The sequence below is a fragment of the Streptomyces sp. NPDC052396 genome, assembly GCF_044593195.1.
Taxonomy (GTDB): Bacteria; Actinomycetota; Actinomycetes; order Streptomycetales; family Streptomycetaceae; genus Streptomyces.
The window spans coordinates 483,413-504,660 of record NZ_JBIUAW010000003.1 but is presented as its reverse complement, the minus strand read 5'-3'; the positions used below and the strand labels follow the sequence as shown (position 1 = coordinate 504,660).

Annotated in this window: 14 protein-coding genes, 1 pseudogene and 1 riboswitch; of the genes and pseudogenes, 11 read left to right on the top strand and 4 right to left on the bottom strand. The window is 71.0% G+C overall.

Annotation, left to right across the window (positions count from 1 at the left end; all coding sequences use genetic code 11):
* Positions 1 to 80 precede the first annotated feature (80 nt).
* Positions 81 to 1,109: a CobW family GTP-binding protein gene (locus ACIHFE_RS10690; protein WP_400105471.1), complete on the top strand. Its 1,029-nt coding sequence runs from the start codon at positions 81 to 83 to the stop codon at positions 1,107 to 1,109.
* A gap of 97 nt (positions 1,110 to 1,206) precedes the next feature.
* Here ACIHFE_RS10690 and ACIHFE_RS10685 read toward each other — a convergent pair whose 3' ends face one another.
* Complete coding sequence (locus ACIHFE_RS10685; protein ID WP_400105470.1) at positions 1,207 to 3,663, bottom strand: DNA topoisomerase (ATP-hydrolyzing) subunit A; 2,457 nt, start codon at positions 3,661 to 3,663, stop codon at positions 1,207 to 1,209.
* 229 nt (positions 3,664 to 3,892) lie between these two features.
* Here ACIHFE_RS10685 and ACIHFE_RS10680 point away from each other — a divergent pair, with 229 nt between their 5' ends.
* The 4 genes from ACIHFE_RS10680 to ACIHFE_RS10665 all read left to right on the top strand — a co-directional run bounded on the left by ACIHFE_RS10680 (position 3,893) and on the right by ACIHFE_RS10665 (position 8,675).
* Positions 3,893 to 5,239 (top strand): M16 family metallopeptidase, encoded by a 1,347-nt coding sequence (locus tag ACIHFE_RS10680; RefSeq protein ID WP_400105594.1) that lies wholly within the window; start codon positions 3,893 to 3,895, stop codon positions 5,237 to 5,239.
* A 35-nt stretch (positions 5,240 to 5,274) separates the two neighbouring features.
* The gene (locus ACIHFE_RS10675) at positions 5,275 to 6,651 is read left to right on the top strand and encodes a M16 family metallopeptidase (RefSeq protein ID WP_400105593.1); all 1,377 of its coding nucleotides are present in this window, start codon (positions 5,275 to 5,277) and stop codon (positions 6,649 to 6,651) included.
* A 201-nt stretch (positions 6,652 to 6,852) separates the two neighbouring features.
* A riboswitch (cyclic di-AMP (ydaO/yuaA leader) is annotated at positions 6,853 to 7,008 on the top strand.
* Between the two features lie 14 nt (positions 7,009 to 7,022).
* A complete protein-coding gene (locus ACIHFE_RS10670) occupies positions 7,023 to 7,814 on the top strand; it encodes a M23 family metallopeptidase (protein ID WP_400105469.1) in 792 nt (263 codons plus the stop codon).
* A gap of 132 nt (positions 7,815 to 7,946) precedes the next feature.
* On the top strand, positions 7,947 to 8,675 hold the full coding sequence (locus tag ACIHFE_RS10665) for a GntR family transcriptional regulator (protein WP_400105468.1): 729 nt from the start codon (positions 7,947 to 7,949) through the stop codon (positions 8,673 to 8,675).
* 148 nt (positions 8,676 to 8,823) lie between these two features.
* Here ACIHFE_RS10665 and ACIHFE_RS10660 read toward each other — a convergent pair whose 3' ends face one another.
* Positions 8,824 to 9,105: an HPr family phosphocarrier protein gene (locus tag ACIHFE_RS10660; protein WP_400105467.1), complete on the bottom strand. Its 282-nt coding sequence runs from the start codon at positions 9,103 to 9,105 to the stop codon at positions 8,824 to 8,826.
* 119 nt (positions 9,106 to 9,224) lie between these two features.
* Here ACIHFE_RS10660 and ACIHFE_RS10655 point away from each other — a divergent pair, with 119 nt between their 5' ends.
* The 4 genes from ACIHFE_RS10655 (at position 9,225) to ACIHFE_RS10640 (ending at position 14,567) form a co-directional block, all read left to right on the top strand.
* Positions 9,225 to 11,936, top strand: a complete 2,712-nt coding sequence (locus ACIHFE_RS10655; protein ID WP_400105466.1) for a GNAT family N-acetyltransferase — start codon at positions 9,225 to 9,227, stop codon at positions 11,934 to 11,936.
* Positions 11,937 to 12,086: 150 nt separating this feature from the next.
* Entirely contained in the window at positions 12,087 to 12,665 is a 579-nt protein-coding gene (locus ACIHFE_RS10650) for a DUF5998 family protein (RefSeq protein WP_400105465.1), read from the top strand.
* Positions 12,665 to 13,873, top strand: coding sequence for an alkaline phosphatase family protein (locus tag ACIHFE_RS10645; RefSeq protein WP_400105464.1), 1,209 nt, complete (start codon positions 12,665 to 12,667; stop codon positions 13,871 to 13,873). Before ACIHFE_RS10650 ends, ACIHFE_RS10645 begins: the two co-directional genes overlap by 1 nt.
* A 43-nt stretch (positions 13,874 to 13,916) precedes the next feature.
* Positions 13,917 to 14,567: a thymidine kinase gene (locus ACIHFE_RS10640; protein ID WP_400105463.1), complete on the top strand. Its 651-nt coding sequence runs from the start codon at positions 13,917 to 13,919 to the stop codon at positions 14,565 to 14,567.
* Between the two features lie 166 nt (positions 14,568 to 14,733).
* Here ACIHFE_RS10640 and ACIHFE_RS10635 read toward each other — a convergent pair.
* Positions 14,734 to 15,576, bottom strand: a pseudogene (locus tag ACIHFE_RS10635) (helix-turn-helix transcriptional regulator); the annotation flags it as partial.
* Positions 15,577 to 15,675: 99 nt separating this feature from the next.
* Between ACIHFE_RS10635 and ACIHFE_RS10630 the strand changes: the two are divergent.
* Both ACIHFE_RS10630 and ACIHFE_RS10625 read left to right on the top strand, forming a co-directional pair.
* Entirely contained in the window at positions 15,676 to 16,467 is a 792-nt protein-coding gene (locus ACIHFE_RS10630; protein ID WP_400105462.1) for an SDR family NAD(P)-dependent oxidoreductase, read from the top strand.
* A gap of 351 nt (positions 16,468 to 16,818) precedes the next feature.
* Positions 16,819 to 20,307 carry an NACHT domain-containing protein gene (locus tag ACIHFE_RS10625; RefSeq protein WP_400105461.1) on the top strand — a complete coding sequence of 1,163 codons (3,489 nt, stop codon included), beginning with the start codon at positions 16,819 to 16,821 and terminating at the stop codon, positions 20,305 to 20,307.
* Here the strand turns inward: ACIHFE_RS10625 and ACIHFE_RS10620 are convergent.
* Positions 20,304 to 21,101: a VOC family protein gene (locus tag ACIHFE_RS10620; protein ID WP_400105460.1), complete on the bottom strand. Its 798-nt coding sequence runs from the start codon at positions 21,099 to 21,101 to the stop codon at positions 20,304 to 20,306. The genes ACIHFE_RS10625 and ACIHFE_RS10620 overlap by 4 nt on opposite strands.
* Between the last annotated feature and the right edge of the window lie 147 nt (positions 21,102 to 21,248).

Genomic DNA, 21,248 nt, shown 5'->3' with positions numbered 1-21,248 from the left:
GGGGCCCCGGCATACGCCGCCTTGTTGTCAGGGGTGCCGCCTATCCTTGAGCACGCTCGACGGACGAAGGAGGCGCCCCCTTGGCCAAGCGACAGATCCCGGTCATCGTGCTGGCGGGATTCCTCGGGTCGGGCAAGACCACGCTGCTCAACCATCTGCTGGGCAACAGCGGGGGCAGCCGCGTCGGGGTGGTCGTCAATGACTTCGGCAGCATCGAGATCGACGCCATGAGCGTGGCCGGCCAGGTGGACTCCATGGTGTCGCTGGGCAATGGCTGCCTGTGCTGCGCCGTGGACGCCGGCGAACTGGACGGATTCCTGGAGCGGTTGGCGCGTCCGGCGGCGCGCATCGATGTGATCGTGGTGGAGGCCAGCGGGCTGGCCGAGCCGCAGGAGCTGGTGCGGATGATCCTCGCCAGCGAGAACCGGCGGATCGTCTACGGCGGGCTGATCGAGGTGGTGGACGCGGCCGAGTTCCCGGACACCCGGTCCCGCCATCCGGAGCTCGACCGGCATCTGGGCATCGCCGACCTGGTGGTGCTCAACAAGGCGGACCGGGTGGGGGAGGAGCAGCGGGCCGCGCTGCTGGGCACGCTCGCCCGGCTGGCACCCGGGACACCGGTGGTCGCCGCGGAGTACGGCCGCGTCGATCCCGAGCTGCTCTTCGACCGGCGGCCCAGGGAGGAACGGCTCGCGGCAGTACGGCAGTTGTCCTTCGAGGATCTGTGCGTGGAGCGGCGGGAGCATGAGGGGCATCTGCACGCGGCGTACCAGAGTGTGGAGTTCGTCTCCGAGGAGCCGATGCACCCACGGCGGCTGATGGACTTTCTCGACCGCCGGCCCGGGGGGCTCTACCGGATCAAGGGCTTTGTTCATTTCGGCATAGCCGGGCACCGGCAGAAGTTCGCGCTGCACGCGGTGGGGGACTTCCTGCGGTTCTACCCCTCGGCGTGGGGGCGTTCCGAGCGGCGCTGTACCCAACTGGTGCTGATCGGCAGCGGAGTTGACGCCTCCGCTTTGCGGGAGGGGCTGGCGGCCTGCCGGGCGGAGGAGGCCGGGGAGGCGGATGAGCGCGGCATGTGGGGGGTGCTGCGGTATGCGCAGGGGTGATCGCGCCGCATAAGGGGCGCGGGGGCTGGTACGGCTTCGCCGCGTGGGCGTCGGCCGCCTGGTGTGAGGGCGCGAGCCCCCACACCAGGAGCCGGGACTACACCGGGCCGGCCACCACGGACACCGGCTTCGGCAGTGCCGTGCCCGAACCGTCACGGCGCGGGTCGGGCTCCGGGAGCTCGGTGGGGGCACCGGTGGCATTGGCGGCACGGGCCGGAGTGGCGCCGGTCCAGGCCAGCACCAGGCAGTCCTCGCCCTTGAGGAAGCGCTGGCAGCGCACCCCGCCGGTGGCCCGCCCCTTGCGCGGGTACTGGTCGAAGGGGGTCAGCTTCGCCGAGCCCTGGGAGGCCGCGCCCGGCAGTCCGCCGGCCGCACCGGCGACGGTGAACACCATGGCGTCCTGGGCCGGGTCGACGGCGGCGAAGGAGATCACCTTGGCCCCGGCTGACAGCTTGATGCCCGCCATGCCGCCCGCCGGGCGGCCCTGCGGCCGCACCTGTGCTGCCTGGTAGCGCAGCAGCTGGGCGTCATCGGTGATGAAGACCAGGTCCTCCTCGCCGGTGCGCAGCTCCACCGCGCCCACGATGGAGTCACCGGACTTGAGGGCGATGACCTCCAACTCGTCCTTGTTGGCTGGGTAGTCCGGGACCACCCGCTTGACCACGCCCTGCTCGGTGCCGATCGCCAGGCCCGGTGAGGACTCATCCAGGGTGGTCAGGCAGACCACCCGCTCGCCCTCGGTCAGCGAGAGGAACTCCAGAGCGGGCGCGCCGCCGGTCAGATTGGGCGCGGACGCCGTCTCCGGAAGCTGCGGCAGGTCGATCACCCGCAGCCGCAGCAGCCGCCCGGCCGAGGTCACCACGCCCACCTCGCCCAGCGCGGTGGCCGGCACCGCCGAGACGATCACATCATGCTTGGCGCGCCTGGCCTCGGTGGCGTAGTCGAAGGGCTCCACCCCGGCGGTACGCGCCAGCAGCCCGGTGGAGGAGAGCAGCACCCGGCAGGGGTCGTCGGCCACCTTCAGCGGCACAGCGGAGACCGTGGCGGGGGCCGACTCCAGCAGTACCGTGCGCCGCTCGGTACCGAACTGCTTGGCGACCGCGGCCAGTTCGCCGGAGACCAGCTTGCGCAGCTCCGCGTCGGACTCCAGGATCCGGGTCAGCTCCTCGATCTCCTGGTTGAGCTTGTCCCGCTCCGACTCCAGCTCCAGCCGGTCGAACTTGGTGAGCCGGCGCAGCGGGGTGTCGAGGATGTACTGGGTCTGCACCTCCGAGAGCGAGAACCGCTCGACGAGTGACTCCTTGGCGGCCGCCGCGTTCTCACTCGATCGAATGATTCTGATGACCTCGTCGATGTCCACCAGTGCCACCAGCAGACCCTCGACCAGGTGCAGCCGGTTGCGCCGCTTGCCGCGCCGGAACTCGCTGCGCCGCCGCACCACCTCGAAGCGGTGGTCGACATAGACCTCCAGCAGCTCCTTCAGGCCCAGGGTCAGCGGCTGTCCGTCCACCAGCGCCACATTGTTGATGCCGAAGGACTCCTCCATCGGCGTCAGCTTGTAGAGCTGCTCCAGCACGGCCTCCGGGTTGAAGCCGTTCTTCACCTCGATGACCAGGCGCAGGCCATGGGCACGGTCGGTGAGGTCCTTCACATCGGCGATGCCCTGCAGCTTCTTGGCGCCGACCAGGTCCTTGATCTTGGAGATCACCTTCTCCGGACCGACCGTGAAGGGCAGTTCGGTGACCACCAGGCCCTTGCGGCGGGCGGTGACGTTCTCCACCGAGACGGTGGCACGGATCTTGAAGGTGCCACGGCCCGTCTCATAGGCGTCCCGGATGCCGCTCAGTCCCACGATCCGGCCGCCGGTGGGCAGGTCGGGGCCCGGGATGAACCGCATCAGGGTGTCGAGGTCGGCGGCCGGGTGCTTGATCAGGTGCCGGGCGGCGGCGATGACCTCGCCCAGGTTGTGCGGCGGCATATTGGTCGCCATGCCCACCGCGATCCCGGAGGAGCCGTTGACCAGCAGGTTGGGGTAGGCGGCCGGCAGGGCCACCGGCTCCTGCTCGCTGCCGTCGTAGTTGGGGGTGAAGTCGACCGTGTCCTCGTCGATGGACTCGGTCATCAGCGAGGTCGCCGCGTCCATCCGGGCCTCGGTGTACCGCATGGCCGCGGGCGGGTCGTCATTGCCCAGCGAGCCGAAGTTGCCGTGCCCGTCCACCAGCGGCACTCGCATGGAGAAGGGCTGCGCCATGCGCACCAGGGCGTCGTAGATCGAGGCGTCGCCGTGCGGGTGGAGCTTGCCCATCACCTCGCCGACCACCCGGGCGCACTTCACATAGCCCCGGTCGGGGCGCAGCCCCATCTCGTTCATCTGGTAGATGATCCGGCGCTGAACGGGCTTGAGGCCGTCCCGGGCGTCGGGCAGGGCACGCGAGTAGATGACCGAGTAGGCGTACTCGAGGAAGGAGCCCTGCATCTCGTCGACGACGTCGATGTCGAGGATGCGCTCCTCGAACTCTTCCGGCGGCGGGGTCTTCGTGCTGCGGCGGGCCATCGCGGCTGCTGCTCCTTCGATTCGATTGCCAGAGTGGGGGGACTGACGCGGACCATTGTGGACCGCCCCACCGACAACACCGACCACTGACCCGTCCACCGGGCCGCCCGGGGCCCCCGGGAACTTCGCGGGATGTCAGTGCGCTTGCATACAGTGACAGCAGTTCTCCTCTCGCGCGCCATGCGCGCGTCATCACGGGACACCAGCGATCGAAGGGACGTACATGCCCATGGGTCACACGGCCACGCAACAGGCCGGCACCGGCGGCCTGAAAGCGACTGAGCACCGCCTGGCCAATGGCCTGCGGGTGGTGCTCTCCGAAGACCACCAGACGCCGGTCGCCGCGGTCTGCCTCTGGTACGACGTCGGTTCGCGGCACGAGGTCAAGGGCCGCACCGGCCTGGCCCACCTCTTCGAGCACCTGATGTTCCAGGGCTCGGCGCAGGTCAAGGGCAATGGCCATTTCGAGCTGGTGCAGGGCGCCGGCGGTTCGCTCAACGGCACCACCAGCTTCGAGCGCACCAACTACTTCGAGACCATGCCCGCCCACCAGCTGGAACTGGCCCTCTGGCTGGAGGCCGACCGGATGGGCTCGCTGCTGACCGCGCTGGACGAGGAGTCCATGGAGAACCAGCGCGATGTGGTGAAGAACGAGCGCCGCCAGCGCTATGACAACGTCCCCTACGGCACGGCCTTCGAGCGGCTGACCGGCCTGGCCTACCCGGACGGTCACCCCTACCATCACACCCCGATCGGCTCCATGGCCGACCTGGACGCCACCTCGCTCGAGGACGCCCGCGAGTTCTTCCGCACCTACTACGCGCCGGGCAACGCCGTGCTCGCCGTGGTCGGTGACATCGACCCCGAGCAGACCCTGGCCTGGATCGAGAAGTACTTCGGCTCCATCCCGGCGCATGAGCGCAAGCTGCCGCCGCGCGACGGCAGCCTGCCGGAGACCATCGGCGAGCAGCTGCGCGAGGTGGTGCGCGAGGAGGTGCCCTCCCGCGCGCTGATGGCCGCCTACCGGCTGCCGCACGACGGCGGCCGTGAGGCCGACGCCGCCGATCTGGCGCTGACCATCCTGGGCGGCGGGGAGTCCTCCCGGCTGCACAACCGCCTGGTCCGCCATGACCGCACCGCCGTGGCGGCCGGTTTCGGGATGCTGCGCCTGGCCGGCGCCCCCTCGCTGGGCTGGCTGGATGTCAAGGCCTCGGCCGGGGCCGAGGTGGAGCGGATCGAGGCCGCGGTCGACGAGGAGCTGGCCCGCTTCGCCCTGGAGGGCCCCAGCTCGCAGGAAATGGAGCGCGCCCAGGCCCAGTTGGAGCGCGAGTGGCTGGACCGGCTGGCCACGGTCAGTGGCCGGGCCGATGAACTGTGCCGGTACGCGGTGCTGTTCGGCGACCCCCAGCTGGCGCTGACCGCCGTCCAGCGGATCCTGGAGATCACCCCGGAGGAGGTGCGGGCGGTCGCCAAGGCCCGGCTGCACCCCGAGAACCGCGCCGTGCTGGTGTACGAGCCGGTCGCCCCCGAAGACGCCGCCGACGAGAACGCAGAGGAAGAGGAGACGGCCCAGTGAGCGACGCCGTAGCCGAGAACACCGCCGGCCCCTCGATGGAGTTCCACCCCCAGCCGCAGCCGGGCACCGCCACCCCGTGGGACTTCCCGGCCCCCGAGCGCGGCACGCTGTCCAATGGGCTGACCGTGCTGCGCTGCCACCGCCCCGGCCAGCAGGTGATCGCGGTCGAGGTCAGCCTGGCGGCCCCGCTGGACGCCGAGCCCCAGGGCCTGGAGGGCGTGGCCACCATCATGGCGCGGGCCTTCTCCGAGGGCACCGACAAGCTCAGCGCCGAGGACTTCACCGCCGAGCTGGAGCGCTGCGGCGCCACCCTGGACGCGCATGCCGACCACCCGGCGGTGCGGGTCTCGCTGGAGGTGCCGGCCTCCCGGCTGTCCAAGGCGCTCGGCCTGCTCGCCGACGCCCTGCGCGCTCCCGCCTTCCCGGACAACGAGATCGAGCGCCTGGTCAACAACCGGCTGGACGAGATCCCGCACGAGCTGGCCAACCCCGCCCGCCGGGCGGCCATGGCGCTGTCCGCCGAGCTGTTCCCCGCCGACTCCCGGATGTCCCGGCCGCGCCAGGGCACCGAGGAGACCGTGGCCCGCATCGACGCCGCCTCGGTACGGGCCTTCTACGAGGCCCATGTCCGCCCCGCCACCACCACCGTGGTGGTGGTCGGTGACTTCACCGGCGTCGACCTGGACCAGGCGCTGGCCGACTCGCTGGGCGCCTGGACCGGCGCCGGCGCCGAGCCCCGGCCGGTCCCGCCTGTCACCGCCGACGACACCGGCCGGGTGCTGATCGTCGACCGCCCCGGCGCGGTGCAGACCCAGCTGCTCATCGGCCGCATCGGCGCCGACCGGCACGACAGCGTCTGGCCGGCCCAGGTGCTGGGCACCTACTGCCTGGGCGGCACCCTGACCTCCCGGCTGGACAAGGTGCTGCGCGAGGAGAAGGGCTACACCTACGGGGTGCGAGCCTTCGCCCAGGTGCTGCGCTCCGCGCCGCCCGCGGAGGGTGCCACCGGCGCCTCGATGCTCGCCATCAGCGGCTCGGTGGACACCCCCAACACCGGCCCGGCACTGGCCGATCTGTGGACGGTGCTGCGCACCCTGGCCGCCGAGGGCCTCACCGACGCCGAGCGGGATGTCGCGGTGCAGAACCTGGTGGGCGTGGCCCCGCTGAAGTACGAGACGGCGGCCGCCGTGGCCGGCACCCTGGCCGACCAGGTCGAGCAGCACCTGCCCGACGACTTCCAGGGGCACCTCTACGAACGCCTGGCGCAGACCGGCACCGTGGAGGCCACCGCGGCCGTGGTCAGCGCCTTCCCGTCGGACCGCCTGGTGACCGTGCTGGTGGGTGACGCCTCGGAGATCGCCGAGCCGGTCCGGGCGCTGGGCATCGGAGAGGTGACCGTGCTCGCTTCCTGATGAAGCGTCAGAAGGCGGTCAAAGGTGAGGTGCGTGCGGCCGGTTGGGCCGGCGCACCTCACCTATGTCCGTTTCACCGCCGCGGTTGCGCTTGGTGACTGTGGCGTGCGTCACGAAAACGTCCTTCCGTTTGCCCATCGAATCTGACGCCGATTAGCTTCAAGGCGGCAGTCCGTCGCATGGAGCCGCACCCGCGGCCCCGGGCAGCCATCGCCGAGTCCCCGTACGGCGCGAGCCAGGGGAGCCGGGGAACCACCGTTCCCTGGGGTGAATCGGGCCCCTCTCCGGAGGGTTCCGTAGGAGACCTTCCTGCTCCGAACCCGTCAGCTAACCCGGTAGGCGAGAGGGAAGGAAAGGAACACCCCGCACCCATGGCGTTCACCCGCCCCACCGGGAAGCACCGTCGTCCCAGCCGTGCCGTGCGAGCCGGCGCCAACGCGGCGGGCATAGCCACCCTCGCCGCCACCGGTGTGGTGGCCGGGGTCGCCGCCCCCGCCTTCGCCTCCGCCGGTGACGCCCACCAGCTGGAGGACACCGGCCTGACCAAGGCCGTGGTGATGACCGACGACATGGCGGACAACCTGGGCGCCCAGGCCGCCACCCAGCACGCCGACGCCGCCAAGGACCAGGCCGCCGCGGACGCCAAGCGGCAGGCCGCCCAGATCAAGAAGCATGCGGACGAGGCCAAGCGCAAGGCGGAGGCCGAGCGTGCCGTCAAGGAGCGCGCCGCCCGCGACGAGGAGCGCAAGCGCCTCAACACCTTTGTGCTGCCCATCGAGGGCTCGTATGTCTCCACCGGCTACAAGGCCAGCAGCGGCCTGTGGTCCTCCGGCAGCCACACCGGCGTGGACTTCCACGCCGAGAGCGGCACCTCGGTGCACGCGGTGGGCGCCGGCACCGTGGTCGAGGCCGGCTGGGGCGGCGCCTACGGCAACAACATCGTCATCCAGATGGCCGATGGCACCTACACCCAGTACGGCCACCTCTCCTCCATCGATGTGACGGTCGGCCAGACGGTGACCCCGGGCCAGCAGATCGGCCTGTCCGGTGCCACCGGCAATGTCACCGGCCCGCACCTGCACTTCGAGGCCCGGACCACCCCCAACTACGGTTCGGACATCGACCCGGTGGCCTATCTGCGCGCCCACGGCGTGGCCATCTAGCCTGCCCGGCCCGGCCGTTGGCCGAAAAGACGCCCCGGAATCCGCGGAGCCATCGGAAATCACTCCGCATTGCCATAGAGTCGATCGCATTCGGCCAGGGCAATTCGGAGGTACGTCCATGCGAGACCGTAGGTGAGCGGTGCCGGCGAAGCGGTGCACGACGGCCGCGGCATTTCCTCGCAGGCGGTGTGCACGGCCATCCGCGATGACATCGTCTCCGGCGCTTTCCCGCCCGGCAGCAGGCTGATCGAGGACCTGCTGGCCCGCCGATACGGGGTCTCCCGGGTGCCGGTACGCGAGGCCCTGCGCACCCTGGCCTCGGAGGGCTTTGTGGTCACCCGCCGGCACGCCGGCGCCTGGGTGGCCGAGCCCACCCGGGCCGAGGCGGCCGATCTGCTGGAGGTGCGCGCCCTGCTGGAGCCGCTGGGCGCCGCCCGGGCCGCCCAGCGCCGCACCGAGGCGCATCTGAAGGTGCTGCGGGGGCTGGTGAGGATCGGCCGGGAGCGGGCCCGCACGGGACGCACCGGCGAGCTGTGTCAGCTGGCCGACTGGTTCGACGAGACCCTGGCCCAGGCCTGTGGCAGCCCCAGCCTGGCGGCGCTGCTCACCCAGCTCCGGCGCAAGATCGCCTGGGTGTACGCCGCGGAGCCGCCGGCCCGTCCGGTGGAGACTTGGGAGACGCACGGGGCACTGGTGGACGCGGTGGTCAGAAGAGACGCGGAACGCGCCCGGGAACTCGCCGCCGCACGGGCCGGACGCTTTCCCGGTGAATTCCGGCTGTGGCGCCCGGTGCCGCCGGCCGGCCCGCACGGAGATTCACACCGGAAACGCCCCGTAAACACAGTGAGCGCTCGCCCTTAACAAACGGGCGCTATTCCTTGGAGCAGACCGGCCGGGAATTGTGGCGGTTCCCGGCCGGGCGGCCGCTCCGGCCGGAGGAAAACAGCGAGGCCGCCGCGGCCCTGTTCATTCCGGGCCGCCGCGGCCTCGTCATGTCGTCCGCGGTGGTTCAGACGGTCTCCGGGAGCTCCTCCAGCCCCTCGGCGACCAGCTTCGCCAGGCGGTCGAGCGCGGCCTCGGCGTCGTCCGACTCGCTGGCCAGCACGATCTCCTCGCCACCCTGGGCGCCCAGGCCCAGCACGGCCAGCATGGAGGCGGCGTTGACCGGGTTGCCGCCGGCCTTGGCGATCGTCACCGGAACGCCGGCGGCCGTCGCCGCACGGACGAAGATCGACGCCGGGCGGGCGTGCAGGCCCTCGGTCCAGCCGACGTTTACGCGGCGCTCAACCATGGTGGTGCCCTTCAAGTCGTCATTGGTTGTCTAGACCATTGTTGCATGGGCCGGATGGTGCTCGGCGAAGGGCCGTACGGCCCGGCGCGGGTGTCGGCGCCCGGCCGTACGCTGACCCCATGCAGACGCCGCCCGAGCATGCCTACCCGGCCCACTGGGAAGCCGATGTCGTCCTGCGCGACGGCGGCACCGCGCAGATCCGTCCCATCACCGCCGAGGATGTCCGGCGGCTGGCCGACTTCTATGAGCAGGTCTCGGACGAGTCGAAGTACTACCGCTTCTTCGCCCCCTACCCCCGGCTCTCCGACCGTGACCTGCACCGCTTCACCCACCACGACTACGTCGACCGGGTCGGGCTGGCCGCCACCGTGGGCGGCGAGTTCATCGCCACCGTGCGCTACGACCGGGTGGGTCCCGAGGAGGCCGAGGTGGCCTTTCTGGTGCAGGACGCCCATCAGGGCCGCGGCGTGGCCTCGGTGCTGCTGGAACACATCGCGGCCGTGGCCCGGGAGCGCGGCATCCGGCGGTTCGCCGCCGAGGTGCTGCCCGCGAACACCAAGATGATCAAGGTGTTCACGGATGCCGGCTACACCCAGAAGCGCAGCTTCGAGGACGGCGTGGTCCGCCTGGAGCTCGACCTGGAGCCCACCGGCCGATCCCTGGACGTTCAGCGGGCCCGCGAGCAACGCGCCGAGGCCCGTTCCGTACAGCGCCTGATCACCCCCGGCTCGGTGGCCGTGATCGGCACCGGCCGCCGGGAGGGCGGCATGGGGCGCACGGTGCTGCGCAATCTGCTCGCGGGCGGCTTCACCGGACGGGTGCACGCCGTCAACCACGCCTTCCCCGAAGGCACTTCGGTACTCGACCCGGAGGGTGTGCCCGCCCACCGCTCGGTCCGCGACATCGACGGGCCCATCGACCTGGCCGTGCTGGCCGTCCCGGCCGCCCAGGTGCCCTCGGTGGTCGCCGACTGCGGCGAACACGGCGTCCAGGGGCTGGTGGTGCTCACCGCCGGTTACGCCGAGAGCGGACCCGGCGGGCGCGAGCGCCAGCGCGAACTGGTCCGCCAGGCCCGCTCGCACGGCATGCGGGTCATCGGCCCCAACTCCTTTGGACTGATCAACACCGACCGGGGCATCCGCCTCAACGCCTCGCTCTCCCCCCAGTTGCCCGCCCCCGGACCGATCGGCCTGTTCAGCCAGTCCGGCGCCATCGGCATAGCCCTGCTGTCCGAACTGCACCGCCGCGGCGCCGGACTGGCCGGAGTGTCCACCTTTGTATCGACCGGCAACCGCGCCGATGTCTCCGGCAATGACTTCCTCCAGCACTGGCATGACGACCCGGCCACCGATGTGGTGCTGATGTACCTCGAATCCATCGGCAACCCAAGGAAGTTCACCCGCCTCGCCAAACGCACCGCCGCACGCAAGCCGGTGGTGGTGGTCAAGGGCGCCCGGCACGGCGGCGCCGCCCCCGCCGGGCACGCCGTGCCCACCATCCGCATCCCCGACGCCACCGTCTCGGACCTGCTGCGCCAGGCCGGCGTCAGCCGGGTGGACACGGTCACCGAACTCGCCGACACCGGGCTGCTGTTGGCCACCCAGCCGCTGCCGGCCGGCGGCCGGATCGCCATCCTGGGCAACTCCGAGTCCCTCAACCTGCTCAGCTATGACGCCTGTCTCTCCGGCGGCCTGCGCCCGCTGCGGCCGCAGGACCTGACCACCGCCGCCAGTCCGGACGAGTTCCGCACCGCCGTCGGCCGGGCCCTGGCCGACCAGGGCTGTGACGCCGTGGTGGTCACCGCCATCCCCTGGGTGGACGGATCCCCTCCCGCGGAGCTGGCGGCCGCGCTGCGCGGGGCGGTCGCCGAGGCCGGCACCGCCAAGCCGGTCTGTGTGGTGCACCTGGAGACCCCCGGCCTGGCCGAGGCATTGGCCGCCCCCGGCCCCGCCGTCCGGCTGCCCGCCTATCCGGCCGCCGAACGGGCGGTGCGCGCGCTCGGCGAGGCCGTCCGGTATGCCGCCTGGCGCCGCCACACCGAGGAGAACCCCGGCCGGGTCCCCGAGTTCCCCGACATCGACCGGGCGGGCGCCGCCGAGGACATCGAGGTCCTGCTCCGGGCGCATGGCGCCACCGGGCCCAGCGCGGTCACCCTCTCCGCCGCCGACACCCAGCGCCTGCTGGCCCGCTATGGCATCGCCGTGCTGCCCGCCCTGCCGGCCCCCGACCCGGACGCCGCGCTGGCCGCCGCCCACCGCCTGGGCTTCCCGGTGGCCCTCAAGCCCACCGCGCCGCACCTGCGCCACCGCGCCGACCTCGGCGGCGTCCGCCTGGACCTGGGCGGCGAGGCCGAACTGCTGCGTGCCTACACCGAGTTGACCGAGCTGCTGGGCAAGCCCTCGGAGACCCGGCTGGTGGTCCAGTCGATGGCGCCGCGCGGGGTGGACACGGTGGTACGGGCCGCGATCGACCCGGCGGCCGGGGCGGTGCTCACCTTCGGGCTGGCCGGAGCCCCTTCCCTGCTGCTGGGCGACACCGCGCACCGTCTGATCCCGGCCACCGACCAGGACGCCGCCGAGATGGTGCGCGCCGTGCGCACCGCACCGCTGCTGTTCGGCTGGCGCGGCTCCGCCCCGGTGGACACCCCGGCGCTGGAGGAGCTGCTGCTGCGCGTCTCCCGGCTGGTGGACGACCACCCCGAGGTGGTGGGCGCGGACCTGGAGCCGGTGATCGTCGCCCAGCATGGCGTCCATGTGCTGGGCGCCGCCATCCGGCTGGCACCGCCCCCGCCGCGCAGCGACCTGGGCCCGCGCAGCCTGCCCTCCTACTGAGGCCGTCCTGCCCAGGCCCTCCTGCCGGGCCCGTCCGCCCGAGTCCGTCCGCCCCGGCCCGTCCACTGAGCGTCCACCGGCCGTCCACCGAGGCCGTCCGGGCATGGCACGGGCGGCGGCCGGACTCCGTACGCCCCGTAGGATGGGCGTATGGCGAAGACCGGTACGACGACCCAGGGGCTGCGCGCGGCGATCGAGCGCAGCGGCTACTACCCGGCCCTCGTGGCCGAGGCCGTGGAGGCGGCCGTGGGCGGCGAGCCGGTCGCGTCGTACCTGGTCCACCAGGAGACCACCTTCGACTCCAACGAGGTCCGCCGCCATGTGACGGTCCTGGTGCTCACCGGCACCCGGTTCATCGTCAGCCACACCGATGAGCAGGCGGCCGACAACACCTCTCCCTCCCCGTACGCCACCACCTCCACCGAGTCGGTGAAGCTGGACCGGATCTCCTCCGTGGTGCTCAGCCGGGTGGTGGCCAACCCCGAGTCCTACACCCCGGGCACCCTGCCCCGTGAGGTGGTGCTGACCATCGGCTGGGGCGCGGTGTCCCGGATCGACCTGGAGCCGGCCGCCTGCGGCGACCCCAACTGCGACGCGGACCACGGCTACACCGGCTCCTCCACCGCCGATGACCTCAGCCTCCGGGTGAGCGAGGCGGGCGACGGCCCGGACAGCGTCCGGCAGTCCCTGGCCTTCGCCCAGGCGCTCTCCGAGGCGACCGCCCGCTGATGTCCCATCCCCTCACCGCGGGTTCGGCCTGGCCCGAGCCCGCTCCGCTGGACCCCCGCTCCGCGCCGCTGCCGCGCTATGGCACCGGCTCGCTGGCCGATCTGCTGCCCTCGGTGGCGGCCGGCCTGGGCGTCCCCGGTCTGGCCTCCGGCCTGGAGCTGGCGCCCGCCGACCGGGTCTGCGTCTTTCTGATCGACGGCCTGGGCTGGGAGCTGCTGCGCGCCCACCCGGCCGAGGCGCCGTTCCTGCACTCGCTGCTGGGCAGCTCGCTCAACGGCACCGGAGCACCACTGACCGCCGGTTTCCCCTCCACCACCGCGACCTCACTGGCCTCGGTGGGCACCGGGCTGCCGCCGGGGGTGCACGGCCTGCCCGGCTATACCGTCGCCGACCCGGCCACCGGGGCGCTGATGAACCAGCTGCGCTGGCGGCCGTGGACCGATCCGCATGTCTGGCAGCCCTACCCGACCGTCTTCCAGCTGGCGGACGCCGCCGGGGTCAGCACCTGCCAGGTCTCCGCGCCCGACTTCCAGCACACCCCGCTGACGAAGATCGCGCTCAGCGGCGGCACCTTCCACGGCCGGCTCTCCGGCGAGGAACGGATGGACCTGGCCGCCGAGCGGCTGGGTGCCGCCGACCGCACCCTGGTCTACACCTACTACAGCGAGGTCGACGGCAAGGGCCACCGCTTCGGCGTGAACTCCGAGGAATGGCGCGGGCAGTTGATGTATGTGGACCTGCTCGCCCGACGGCTGGCCGAGCAACTGCCGCCCCGTTCCGCGCTGTACATCACCGCCGACCACGGCATGATCGACATTCCCTTCACTCCCGAGGCGCGCATCGACTTCGACGAGGACTGGGAGTTGCGTGCCGGGGTCGCCCTGCTGGGCGGGGAGGCGCGGGCCCGTCATGTGTACGCCGTGCCCGGGGCCGCCGAGGATGTGCTGACCGTGTGGCGCGAGGTGCTCGGCGAGCAAATGTGGGTCGCGGGGCGGGACGAGGCCATCGAGGCGGGCTGGTTCGGGCCGCCCGGCCAGGGCGTCGACGACCGGGTGCACGGCAGGATCGGCGATGTGGTCGCCGCTGCGCGGGACGACATCGCCATCGTGGCCACCGAGACCGAGCCCAATGAGTCGGCCATGGTCGGACTGCACGGTTCGATGACCCCCGTCGAGCAACTGGTGCCCCTGCTCGAAGTACGCTCCTGAAGCGGTCCCAATTCCCCTCTGTACGAAAGGCGTTGGCCTTCCCATGCCCGAGCTGGTGTTCTTTTCCGGAACCATGGACTGCGGAAAGTCAACTCTGGCGCTTCAAATCGCGCACAACCGCTCGGCTCGTGGTCTGGTGGGTGTGATCTTCACCCGGCAGGACCGGGCGGGCGAGGGCAGGCTCTCGTCCCGGCTGGGCCTGGTCACGGAAGCGGTCGAGGTCACCGACACCATGGACGTGTACGCGTACCTGGTCCGGGAACTCTCGGCGGGCGGCAAGGCGGATTACGTGATCGTGGACGAGGCCCAGTTCCTGGCCCCGGACCAGATCGACCAGCTCGCCCGCATCGTCGACGACCTTGAAATGGACGTCTTCGCCTTCGGTATCACCACCGACTTCCGCACCAAGCTCTTTCCTGGCTCACAGCGGCTGATCGAGCTGGCCGACCGGCTCGAGCAGCTCCAGGTCGAGGCCCTGTGCTGGTGCGGCGCCCGCGCCACCCACAACGCCCGCACGGTCGGGGGCGCGATGGTCGTCGAGGGTGAACAGGTCGTCGTCGGCGACGTCAACCAGGCCGTCGCCGAGGTCGGTTACGAGGTCCTCTGCCGCCGCCACCACCGCCGCCATATGACGTCCGCCTCCGCCCATGCCGGCGCTCTCTCCCCGGACGTCCTCCCGGTCAACCACGCCTAGCCTGGCCGGGGGTATCCGCCGTCGGCGGCTCGAGACGGCCGACGCCGGCGGGGATGCCGTATCTCGCGTGGCGGGCCACCTTGGCCGGACCGGCTTTCGGCGATGCCTGTCCGCCGGGTACTCGCCCAGGGGAGAGTGGATCAGGCGCTGCCCCGCCACAGCGGTCGGGAACGTCCATCCGCTGGGTGCCGATGACGGACAGCAGCCGCAGCGCCTCTGCCGACGGCGAACCGGGGGTGGCGGTGTAAATGACGACTTGCTGGTCCCGGTCGGCGATATCCAGGACGTCGCAGCTGACGGCGACGGGGCCGACGAGGGGGTGCTCGAAGGTCTTGCAGAGGGTGGGCCGGGCGGTCACATCATGGGTGGCCCAGAGCCGGGCGAACTCTTCGCTGCCGGCGAGGAGTTCCTCGACCAGACCGGTCACCTCCGGGTCGTTGGGGTAGCGGGCCGCGGCCGCGCGCAGGTGCTGGGCCGAGGTCCGGGCGAACTCGTCCGCGTCCGAGACGCCGTACAGCCGTCGGCTGTGCCGGTACGGGCCGAGGAAGGCGCGTCGGACGAGGTTCCGGTCCCGGCGTGACAGGGCGGAGAAGTCCTCCATCAGGGCGGCGGCCAGGTCGTTCCAGGCAATGACCTCGTACGTCGCGGACATGACGATCGCCGCGGCCTCCGGCAGCCGCTGCAGCAGGTCGATGATGCTCTGCCGTACCTCCCGCGAAGGTCCGGGGGCAGGGCAGGGCGGGGCACCGGCGAGGAGGTGAAGGTGGTCGCGCTCGGCGTCCGACAGGCGCAGCGCGCGGGCGAGTTGGGCCAGCACCTCCCGGGAGGGGTGTGGCGCGCGGGCCTGCTCCAGTCGCGTGTAGTAGTCGGGCGAGATAAAGGCCAGCTGTGCCACCTCCTCGCGACGCAGTCCCGGAGTGCGGCGGCGCGCTCCGGCGGGCAGCCCCACGTCGGCGGGGGTGATGCGTTCGCGCCTGCTGCGCAGGAAGTCGCCAAGCTCTCGTCGCATTCGTCGATCCACCTCCCCAGTGTGCGCGGGCGCCGAGGTGCTCAGCCAGGTACTGCCGGGGCCTGGCTGAGCGGGACTTCCGGGCCCAGGCTGGTCGGCATGAACAACACAGCGATCACGTCCATCCCGACCTCAGGGCTGCTGACCGACAAGGTCGCCTTTATCGCCGGCGCCAGCCGGGGCATCGGCGCCGCGGCAGCGCGGCTGTTCGCCCGGGAAGGCGCCCGGGTTCTCCTGGCGGCCCGCACGGAGGCCAGTCTCACAGCAGTGGTCGAGGAGATCCGGACGGCCGGCGGCACCGCGGACTATGTGGTGTGCGACCTGGCCGACCCGGCCGGCATCCGTGCCGCCGTCGACCGGAGCGTGGAGCTGTACGGCCGGCTCGACGTGGCCTTCAACAACGGTGCGACGGGTCAGCCGCCGGGCCCGATGGACCGGCTGGCGGAGGCCGACTTCGACCATGTCTGCGCCGTCAACCTCAAGGGCCCATGGCTGGCCATGACCGCCGAGATCGCGGCCATCCGCGCCACCGCGAAGCGGGGAGCCATTGTCAACACATCCAGCGTCGGCAGCCTGATGGCCAATCCCCAACTGCCCGTCTACGGCGCGGTGAAGCGGGCAGTCAACAGCCTCACCGCGTCGGCAGCCGCCACATACGGCCCGGAGGGCATCCGTGTCAACGCCATCGCGCCCGGCACCACGCTCACCGAGATGCTGCACGAGTGGGATGAGAAGTCACCCGGCATCATCGAACAGCTCAACGCGCACACCCCGTTGGGCCGCGCCGCCGATCCGGAAGAGATAGCCCAGGCCGCCGCCTGGCTCCTCAGCGACCGCTCCTCCTATGTCACCGGCACGGTCCTGCGGGTCGACGGCGGCATGCGAGCCTGAGAGACGTCTGCCATCAGTGCCCGGGCCGTGCCCGGCCACCGTCGCCGGGGCGAGCCGACTGCTGCGCGAGGCCGTCCAGCAGCGCTTCGTGGGCAAGGCCGCGGGCGCGGGCCCGTCGGCACCTCCCGCCGGGGAGCCGAACGCCCCGAAGCGCCGCACCCTCAGCCGGGTTGACCGCGTTCAACGCTCCAGGCTGAGGCGCTGTGCTGGTGCGGCGCCCGGCCACCCACAACGCGTGGACGTCACCGAGTAGCCGGCGCCGCCGGGTTGCGGTCACTCAGCGCCGTGTTTCCATGGAAATGCGCGGCAGCGCTCCCCCCGTCCCAGGCGCAAGCATGAGGGAGCGGAGCGATGATCAAGGTCGTCCGGCATCCGGAAGGCAAGAAGCGACCGCATAACGCCCCTTGGTACACGCTGTATCCCCGGCGGGGTGTGGCCCGCCTGGCCCAGGGCACCAGGTATCGCTGGCGCACTGCCAGGACCAGGTGGGAAGCACGGCGCAGCATTGTCCCCAATCGCAGCTGGCGCCGGTGGCGGCCGTCGTTCACCTGGCTGGTGCATGCCTATGCCATTGTGGGCACCCTCGCGCTGCTGCTGTGGCTCGAGGAAGGCATCCGTTCCGCTCCTGGGTTCATCCGGCTTCAGGGGGAGCAGTGGTTCCAGACGGTCAGCCGGTTTATCGGGCCCTTCCTGGTGACCGCCTTTGTACTGGGGCTGTTCCTGATCTTCTGGTACCGCAAGACCAAGAAACCGATCGTGGAGAAGGCCAAGAAGGATCCGCACAGTCTGGTCCCCACTTCGGGGACGATCGTCGACCAGGTCGTGGGGCGCCGGGAGCTGGCACAGGTCATCGCCGAGACGCTGCGCGACCGGAAGACCCGTAAGCCCTATCTGCTGATCGGCGGCGTGGGGGTCGGAAAGACCGCCGTTCTTGTGGAGTTGACGCAGTTGCTGGCGGAGCAGTCGGCGGTCCCCGTTCCCATCCAGTTGCGTGATGCCGCCACCGATGGCGAGCTGAACTTCGAGCAGATAGCCAAGCGCCGCTTTATGGACGAGGCGGATCAGAGCGTTCTTTCCAGCGCACAGGCGGAACGGACCTGGCGGCAACTGCGGCTGGACGACAAGGTGGTCGTCATAGCGGACGGCCTGGAGGAGGCCGTTCAGGACGAGCAGCACCGGGACGACCGCGACAACATCATCCGCCGGGCCATCGACCGTGCCTGTCGCCAGGAACTGCCGCTGGTCATCGCGTCCCGCCCGCACACCCCGCTGGAGAGCGCCCCCGCGGCCATCATGGAACTCGAGCCGCTGAGCGAGGAGGCGGCGCTGGAATTCCTGTTGAGGGACACGGCGGAGGTTGATGAGCGCCGCCTGGACTGGATCGTGGAGACGGCCAATGTCGCCGAATCTCCGATCTACATGCAGATCGCCAGAATGCTGCAACAGCACGACTGCCTTGAGCATTTGGCGCTCCGCCGTCATCCGGACCGGCTGGACACCCGCAGCCATGACTGCTCGGGGCTGCGACTGCTGCTCCTGGAGACCTGGCGGCAGGCGCTGGTGGAAGGGCGGCTCAAGGAAGAGCTGGTGATGACCCCGGAGGAACGGAGACGCACCATCCAGGTCATAGCGGGGCTGGCATGCGTGGGGCTGCTGCAGGACAGCCTGGAAGTCACGTTCGACGAGTTCACCAGGCGCGGTGAGCCTCGGGCGGCGGGGGACCGGCATCGTGAGTCCCGTCCGGTCGTCGCGCCGGAGCAACTGGAGCTGATCCGGAACCAAACCTGTGTCACGATCGGCGCGAATGGCGAGGAGATGCGGAAGGAGGAGTACCGCTGCCACAAGGAGCTGGCCCGGTACGCGGCCTATGGGCAGCAACTCGGCCTGACGATGAGCTATGAGAACAAGGTGCGCTTCCCGCACAGCATCATCCAGGCCTATCTGGGTTTCCATTTCCTGAGCGGCCTGTCCGATGTCCAGGTTCGCGAGCTGGTCGAGCCCTCGCTGAAACTCCCCGGCCCCGGGCGCGAGTTGCTGATAGCGCTGGTCCTTCTGTCACGCAGTAAGGCGGGCTGCCGGCTGTCCGGCCGGCAGGAGGGTGACGGAACGTCGTCCACCTGCTGGGAAGCGGCCCCGGAACTGGTCGATGTGCTGTGCGGGGCCGCGGACGCACGTCATGACGCCAAGTCCCTTGATCTCTACGCCGCGGCTCTGGAAATCAGTGCGGTGGCTCCCGATCCCGCTTGCCTGGCGCAGGTCGCGGGGAGCCCGGGAGGGAACAAGCCGCACGGCCTGGTGAAGCATTGGCCGAAGATCCATGATGACCAGCGCACGCTGGACGAGGCGAAGCTCCGGCTGGTGCGCCGCTATGGCGAGCTCCTGCGGGAATCCGACCGGCGGGACGGGCCGGACTATCACGCGCTCTTCGAGATCGGCCGCAAAGAGGAGTGCCACCCCATCCGGCTGGCGATAGCCCAGGAGTTGGGGTCCGGCGGTGATGACGCCTACCGTGCGCTGATAGAGAAGTATCACTCCGGACAGGATCCGGTGGCGCAGTTCCTGGAAGAGATGGAGCGGCTCGAGATCCAACGGGAGAATCTGTACACGGCTCTGCTGAGCGCCACCATGGATTCGCAGCTCACGGATCTGCGCCGGCAGATAGACCAGACGAAGGACGAGAAAGAGCAGCTCTGGCGCGAATTCGTCATGCGTGCCTGGATGATCCCGATGCTGGTGGGTTCGGTCAGCGAGCGGTACCGGGACGAGGCCAAGGAACGGCTCGGCTACTGGCTTCAGCACCTGGACCCCGCCGGCGGTGTGGCCGATCTTCCGCTCTCCCTGGAGAGCGCCCTGGCCCAGGGCTTCAAGAGCGCGGCCAACCGGAGGCGGCGGCACCCCAACGCCTCGGAGAAGACGCGGACTTACCTGGTCAAGCAGGCCGAGAAGATGCTGACCCGCAGCCGTTACTGGTTCGCCCAGCTCAACCTGCTCCAGGCGCTGTGCCTTTGGGAGCTGCCGGACGCCATTGGGCTCGGTGCCGGGGCGGGCGCCGCGGAACGGCGACGGTCACACCGGTCGCACCGGGCGGCGTCCAACGGGGATGGCCGGAGGGTTCTCGGCACCACCGACCCCGGGCAGTCCGTGGCGCACTGGCTTTCCCTGATAGGGAGCGAACACACGGCGGCCACCGGCCAGAACGGTCATGACCAGCTGCTCCATCCCTTTGTGGCCGAAACCGGCGATCTGGTGACTCTGGCCCTGGAGACCGGGCACCCCGAACTGTTCATCTGGATCGACGAGAAGGGCGCCATCGGCAATGTGGGATCCCGGCCGGCCGATCCGGAGCGCTATCGCAAGCACAATCTGTGGATCGCCCCGTCCGTGGGCTGGAGCATCCTTCACCCGCGTGCCCAACGGCTTATCGCCGATGTCCTCATCATGCTCAACCTCACCCAGCGGAACGGGAAGTTCGACGAGGTGGAGGAGCGGCTGAAGCTGGCGAACCAGGAGGCGCTCCCACCATGCCTCACCAGGGACCGCTATCCGCTGCACCCCGAGTTCACCGTCGGCAAGGCGGAGGCCGATGAACCGGGCAGCATGTGCCTGCCCAACTGCCGGTTCCGGCTGTGCCCTTACCCGCCCAGGGGCCGTCAGCCGCAGGCCGAGATCGAGGAGCCGTTCTGCCGGCAGCAGCAGGCGCTGCTGCACCCCCAGTCGCACTTGCGGCTGTTCGCGGTGAACCGCCATACCCCGCCCTGGGTCGGCACTCCGGTCCGGAAGCTGCACGGCTTCTGGGAGACCATGGCCGACCGCACCCGCGCCACGGCCGGGCGCCGCTAACCCTCCGTCCGCAGCAGGGTGAACACCGCCCCCTCCGGATCCTCCGCGCACAGGATCCGCCCGGCCGGCACCTCCTGCGGCGGGCCCAGCACCCGGCCGCCCAGTTCCCCCACCCGCTCGCCGGCCGCGTCCGGGTCGGCCACCTCGAAGTAGGTCATCCAGTGCGGGCGCAGCAGCGCCGCTCCGATGCCGCGCACGGCGGCCACCGGGCGCCCGTCCAGCAGCAGGGTGATGGCCTCGGCGTCCAGCGAACCGGCCGGCTTGGTCTCATAACCGAACAGCGCCCGGTAGAACTTGACCGCGGCCGGCGCGTCATGGGTGACCAGCTCGTGCCAGACGGGAGTGCCGGGTACTCCGGTCAGCTGGGGGCCCATCAGATCCTGGCCCTGCCAGATGCCGAACGGTGCCCCGGCCGGGTCGCTGGCCAGCACCAGCCGCCCGGCCTGCGCGGCGGCCAGCGGCCCCACGCCCACGGTGCCGCCGGAGCAGCGGATCCACTCGGCGGTGACATCCGCATCTTCGCTCGCCAGATAGGTGGTCCAGGCGGACGAGAGTTGACGATCGGGGGTCAGTTCGGAGATTCCGGCCACATCCCGCCCGTCCAGGGTGGCCCGGGCATAGGGACCCAGCTGGCGCGGGCCGGGGCTGTAGTAGCTCCAGCCGAACAGTCCCCGGTAGAAGTCCTTGATCGCCTCCAGGTCGTGCACCAGGAGGCTGGTCCAGCACGGGGTGCCCGGTGCCGGCCGGGCCCTGCCGTCGCTCGGCCGCGGGGCGGGCCCAGATACCTCGGTCATCGTCGCTATCTCCTCGGACCATCGTGGTGGCCGCGCGTCCCGTGCGGATCGCGGCGCTCGGGGGTGGGGCGGGACGGTGCCTGAGCAGATGTTTGCACCACGCGCCGGGACTCGCCCCCCGGCCGCGCCGGATGTCACTGGTTCCCG

Excerpts from the sequence above, each read along its gene's own strand:
- ACIHFE_RS10685 (WP_400105470.1), bottom strand. The coding sequence starts at position 3,663 with ATGGCCCGCCGCAGCACGAAGACCCCGCCGCCGGAAGAGTTCGAGGAG.
- ACIHFE_RS10680 (WP_400105594.1), top strand. The coding sequence starts at position 3,893 with ATGGGTCACACGGCCACGCAACAGGCCGGCACCGGCGGCCTGAAAGCG.
- ACIHFE_RS10675 (WP_400105593.1), top strand. The coding sequence starts at position 5,275 with ATGGAGTTCCACCCCCAGCCGCAGCCGGGCACCGCCACCCCGTGGGAC.
- ACIHFE_RS10670 (WP_400105469.1), top strand. The coding sequence starts at position 7,023 with ATGGCGTTCACCCGCCCCACCGGGAAGCACCGTCGTCCCAGCCGTGCC.
- ACIHFE_RS10660 (WP_400105467.1), bottom strand. The coding sequence starts at position 9,105 with ATGGTTGAGCGCCGCGTAAACGTCGGCTGGACCGAGGGCCTGCACGCC.
- ACIHFE_RS10655 (WP_400105466.1), top strand. The coding sequence starts at position 9,225 with ATGCAGACGCCGCCCGAGCATGCCTACCCGGCCCACTGGGAAGCCGAT.
- ACIHFE_RS10650 (WP_400105465.1), top strand. The coding sequence starts at position 12,087 with ATGGCGAAGACCGGTACGACGACCCAGGGGCTGCGCGCGGCGATCGAG.
- ACIHFE_RS10645 (WP_400105464.1), top strand. The coding sequence starts at position 12,665 with ATGTCCCATCCCCTCACCGCGGGTTCGGCCTGGCCCGAGCCCGCTCCG.
- ACIHFE_RS10640 (WP_400105463.1), top strand. The coding sequence starts at position 13,917 with ATGCCCGAGCTGGTGTTCTTTTCCGGAACCATGGACTGCGGAAAGTCA.
- ACIHFE_RS10630 (WP_400105462.1), top strand. The coding sequence starts at position 15,676 with ATGAACAACACAGCGATCACGTCCATCCCGACCTCAGGGCTGCTGACC.
- ACIHFE_RS10625 (WP_400105461.1), top strand. The coding sequence starts at position 16,819 with ATGATCAAGGTCGTCCGGCATCCGGAAGGCAAGAAGCGACCGCATAAC.
- ACIHFE_RS10620 (WP_400105460.1), bottom strand. The coding sequence starts at position 21,101 with ATGACCGAGGTATCTGGGCCCGCCCCGCGGCCGAGCGACGGCAGGGCC.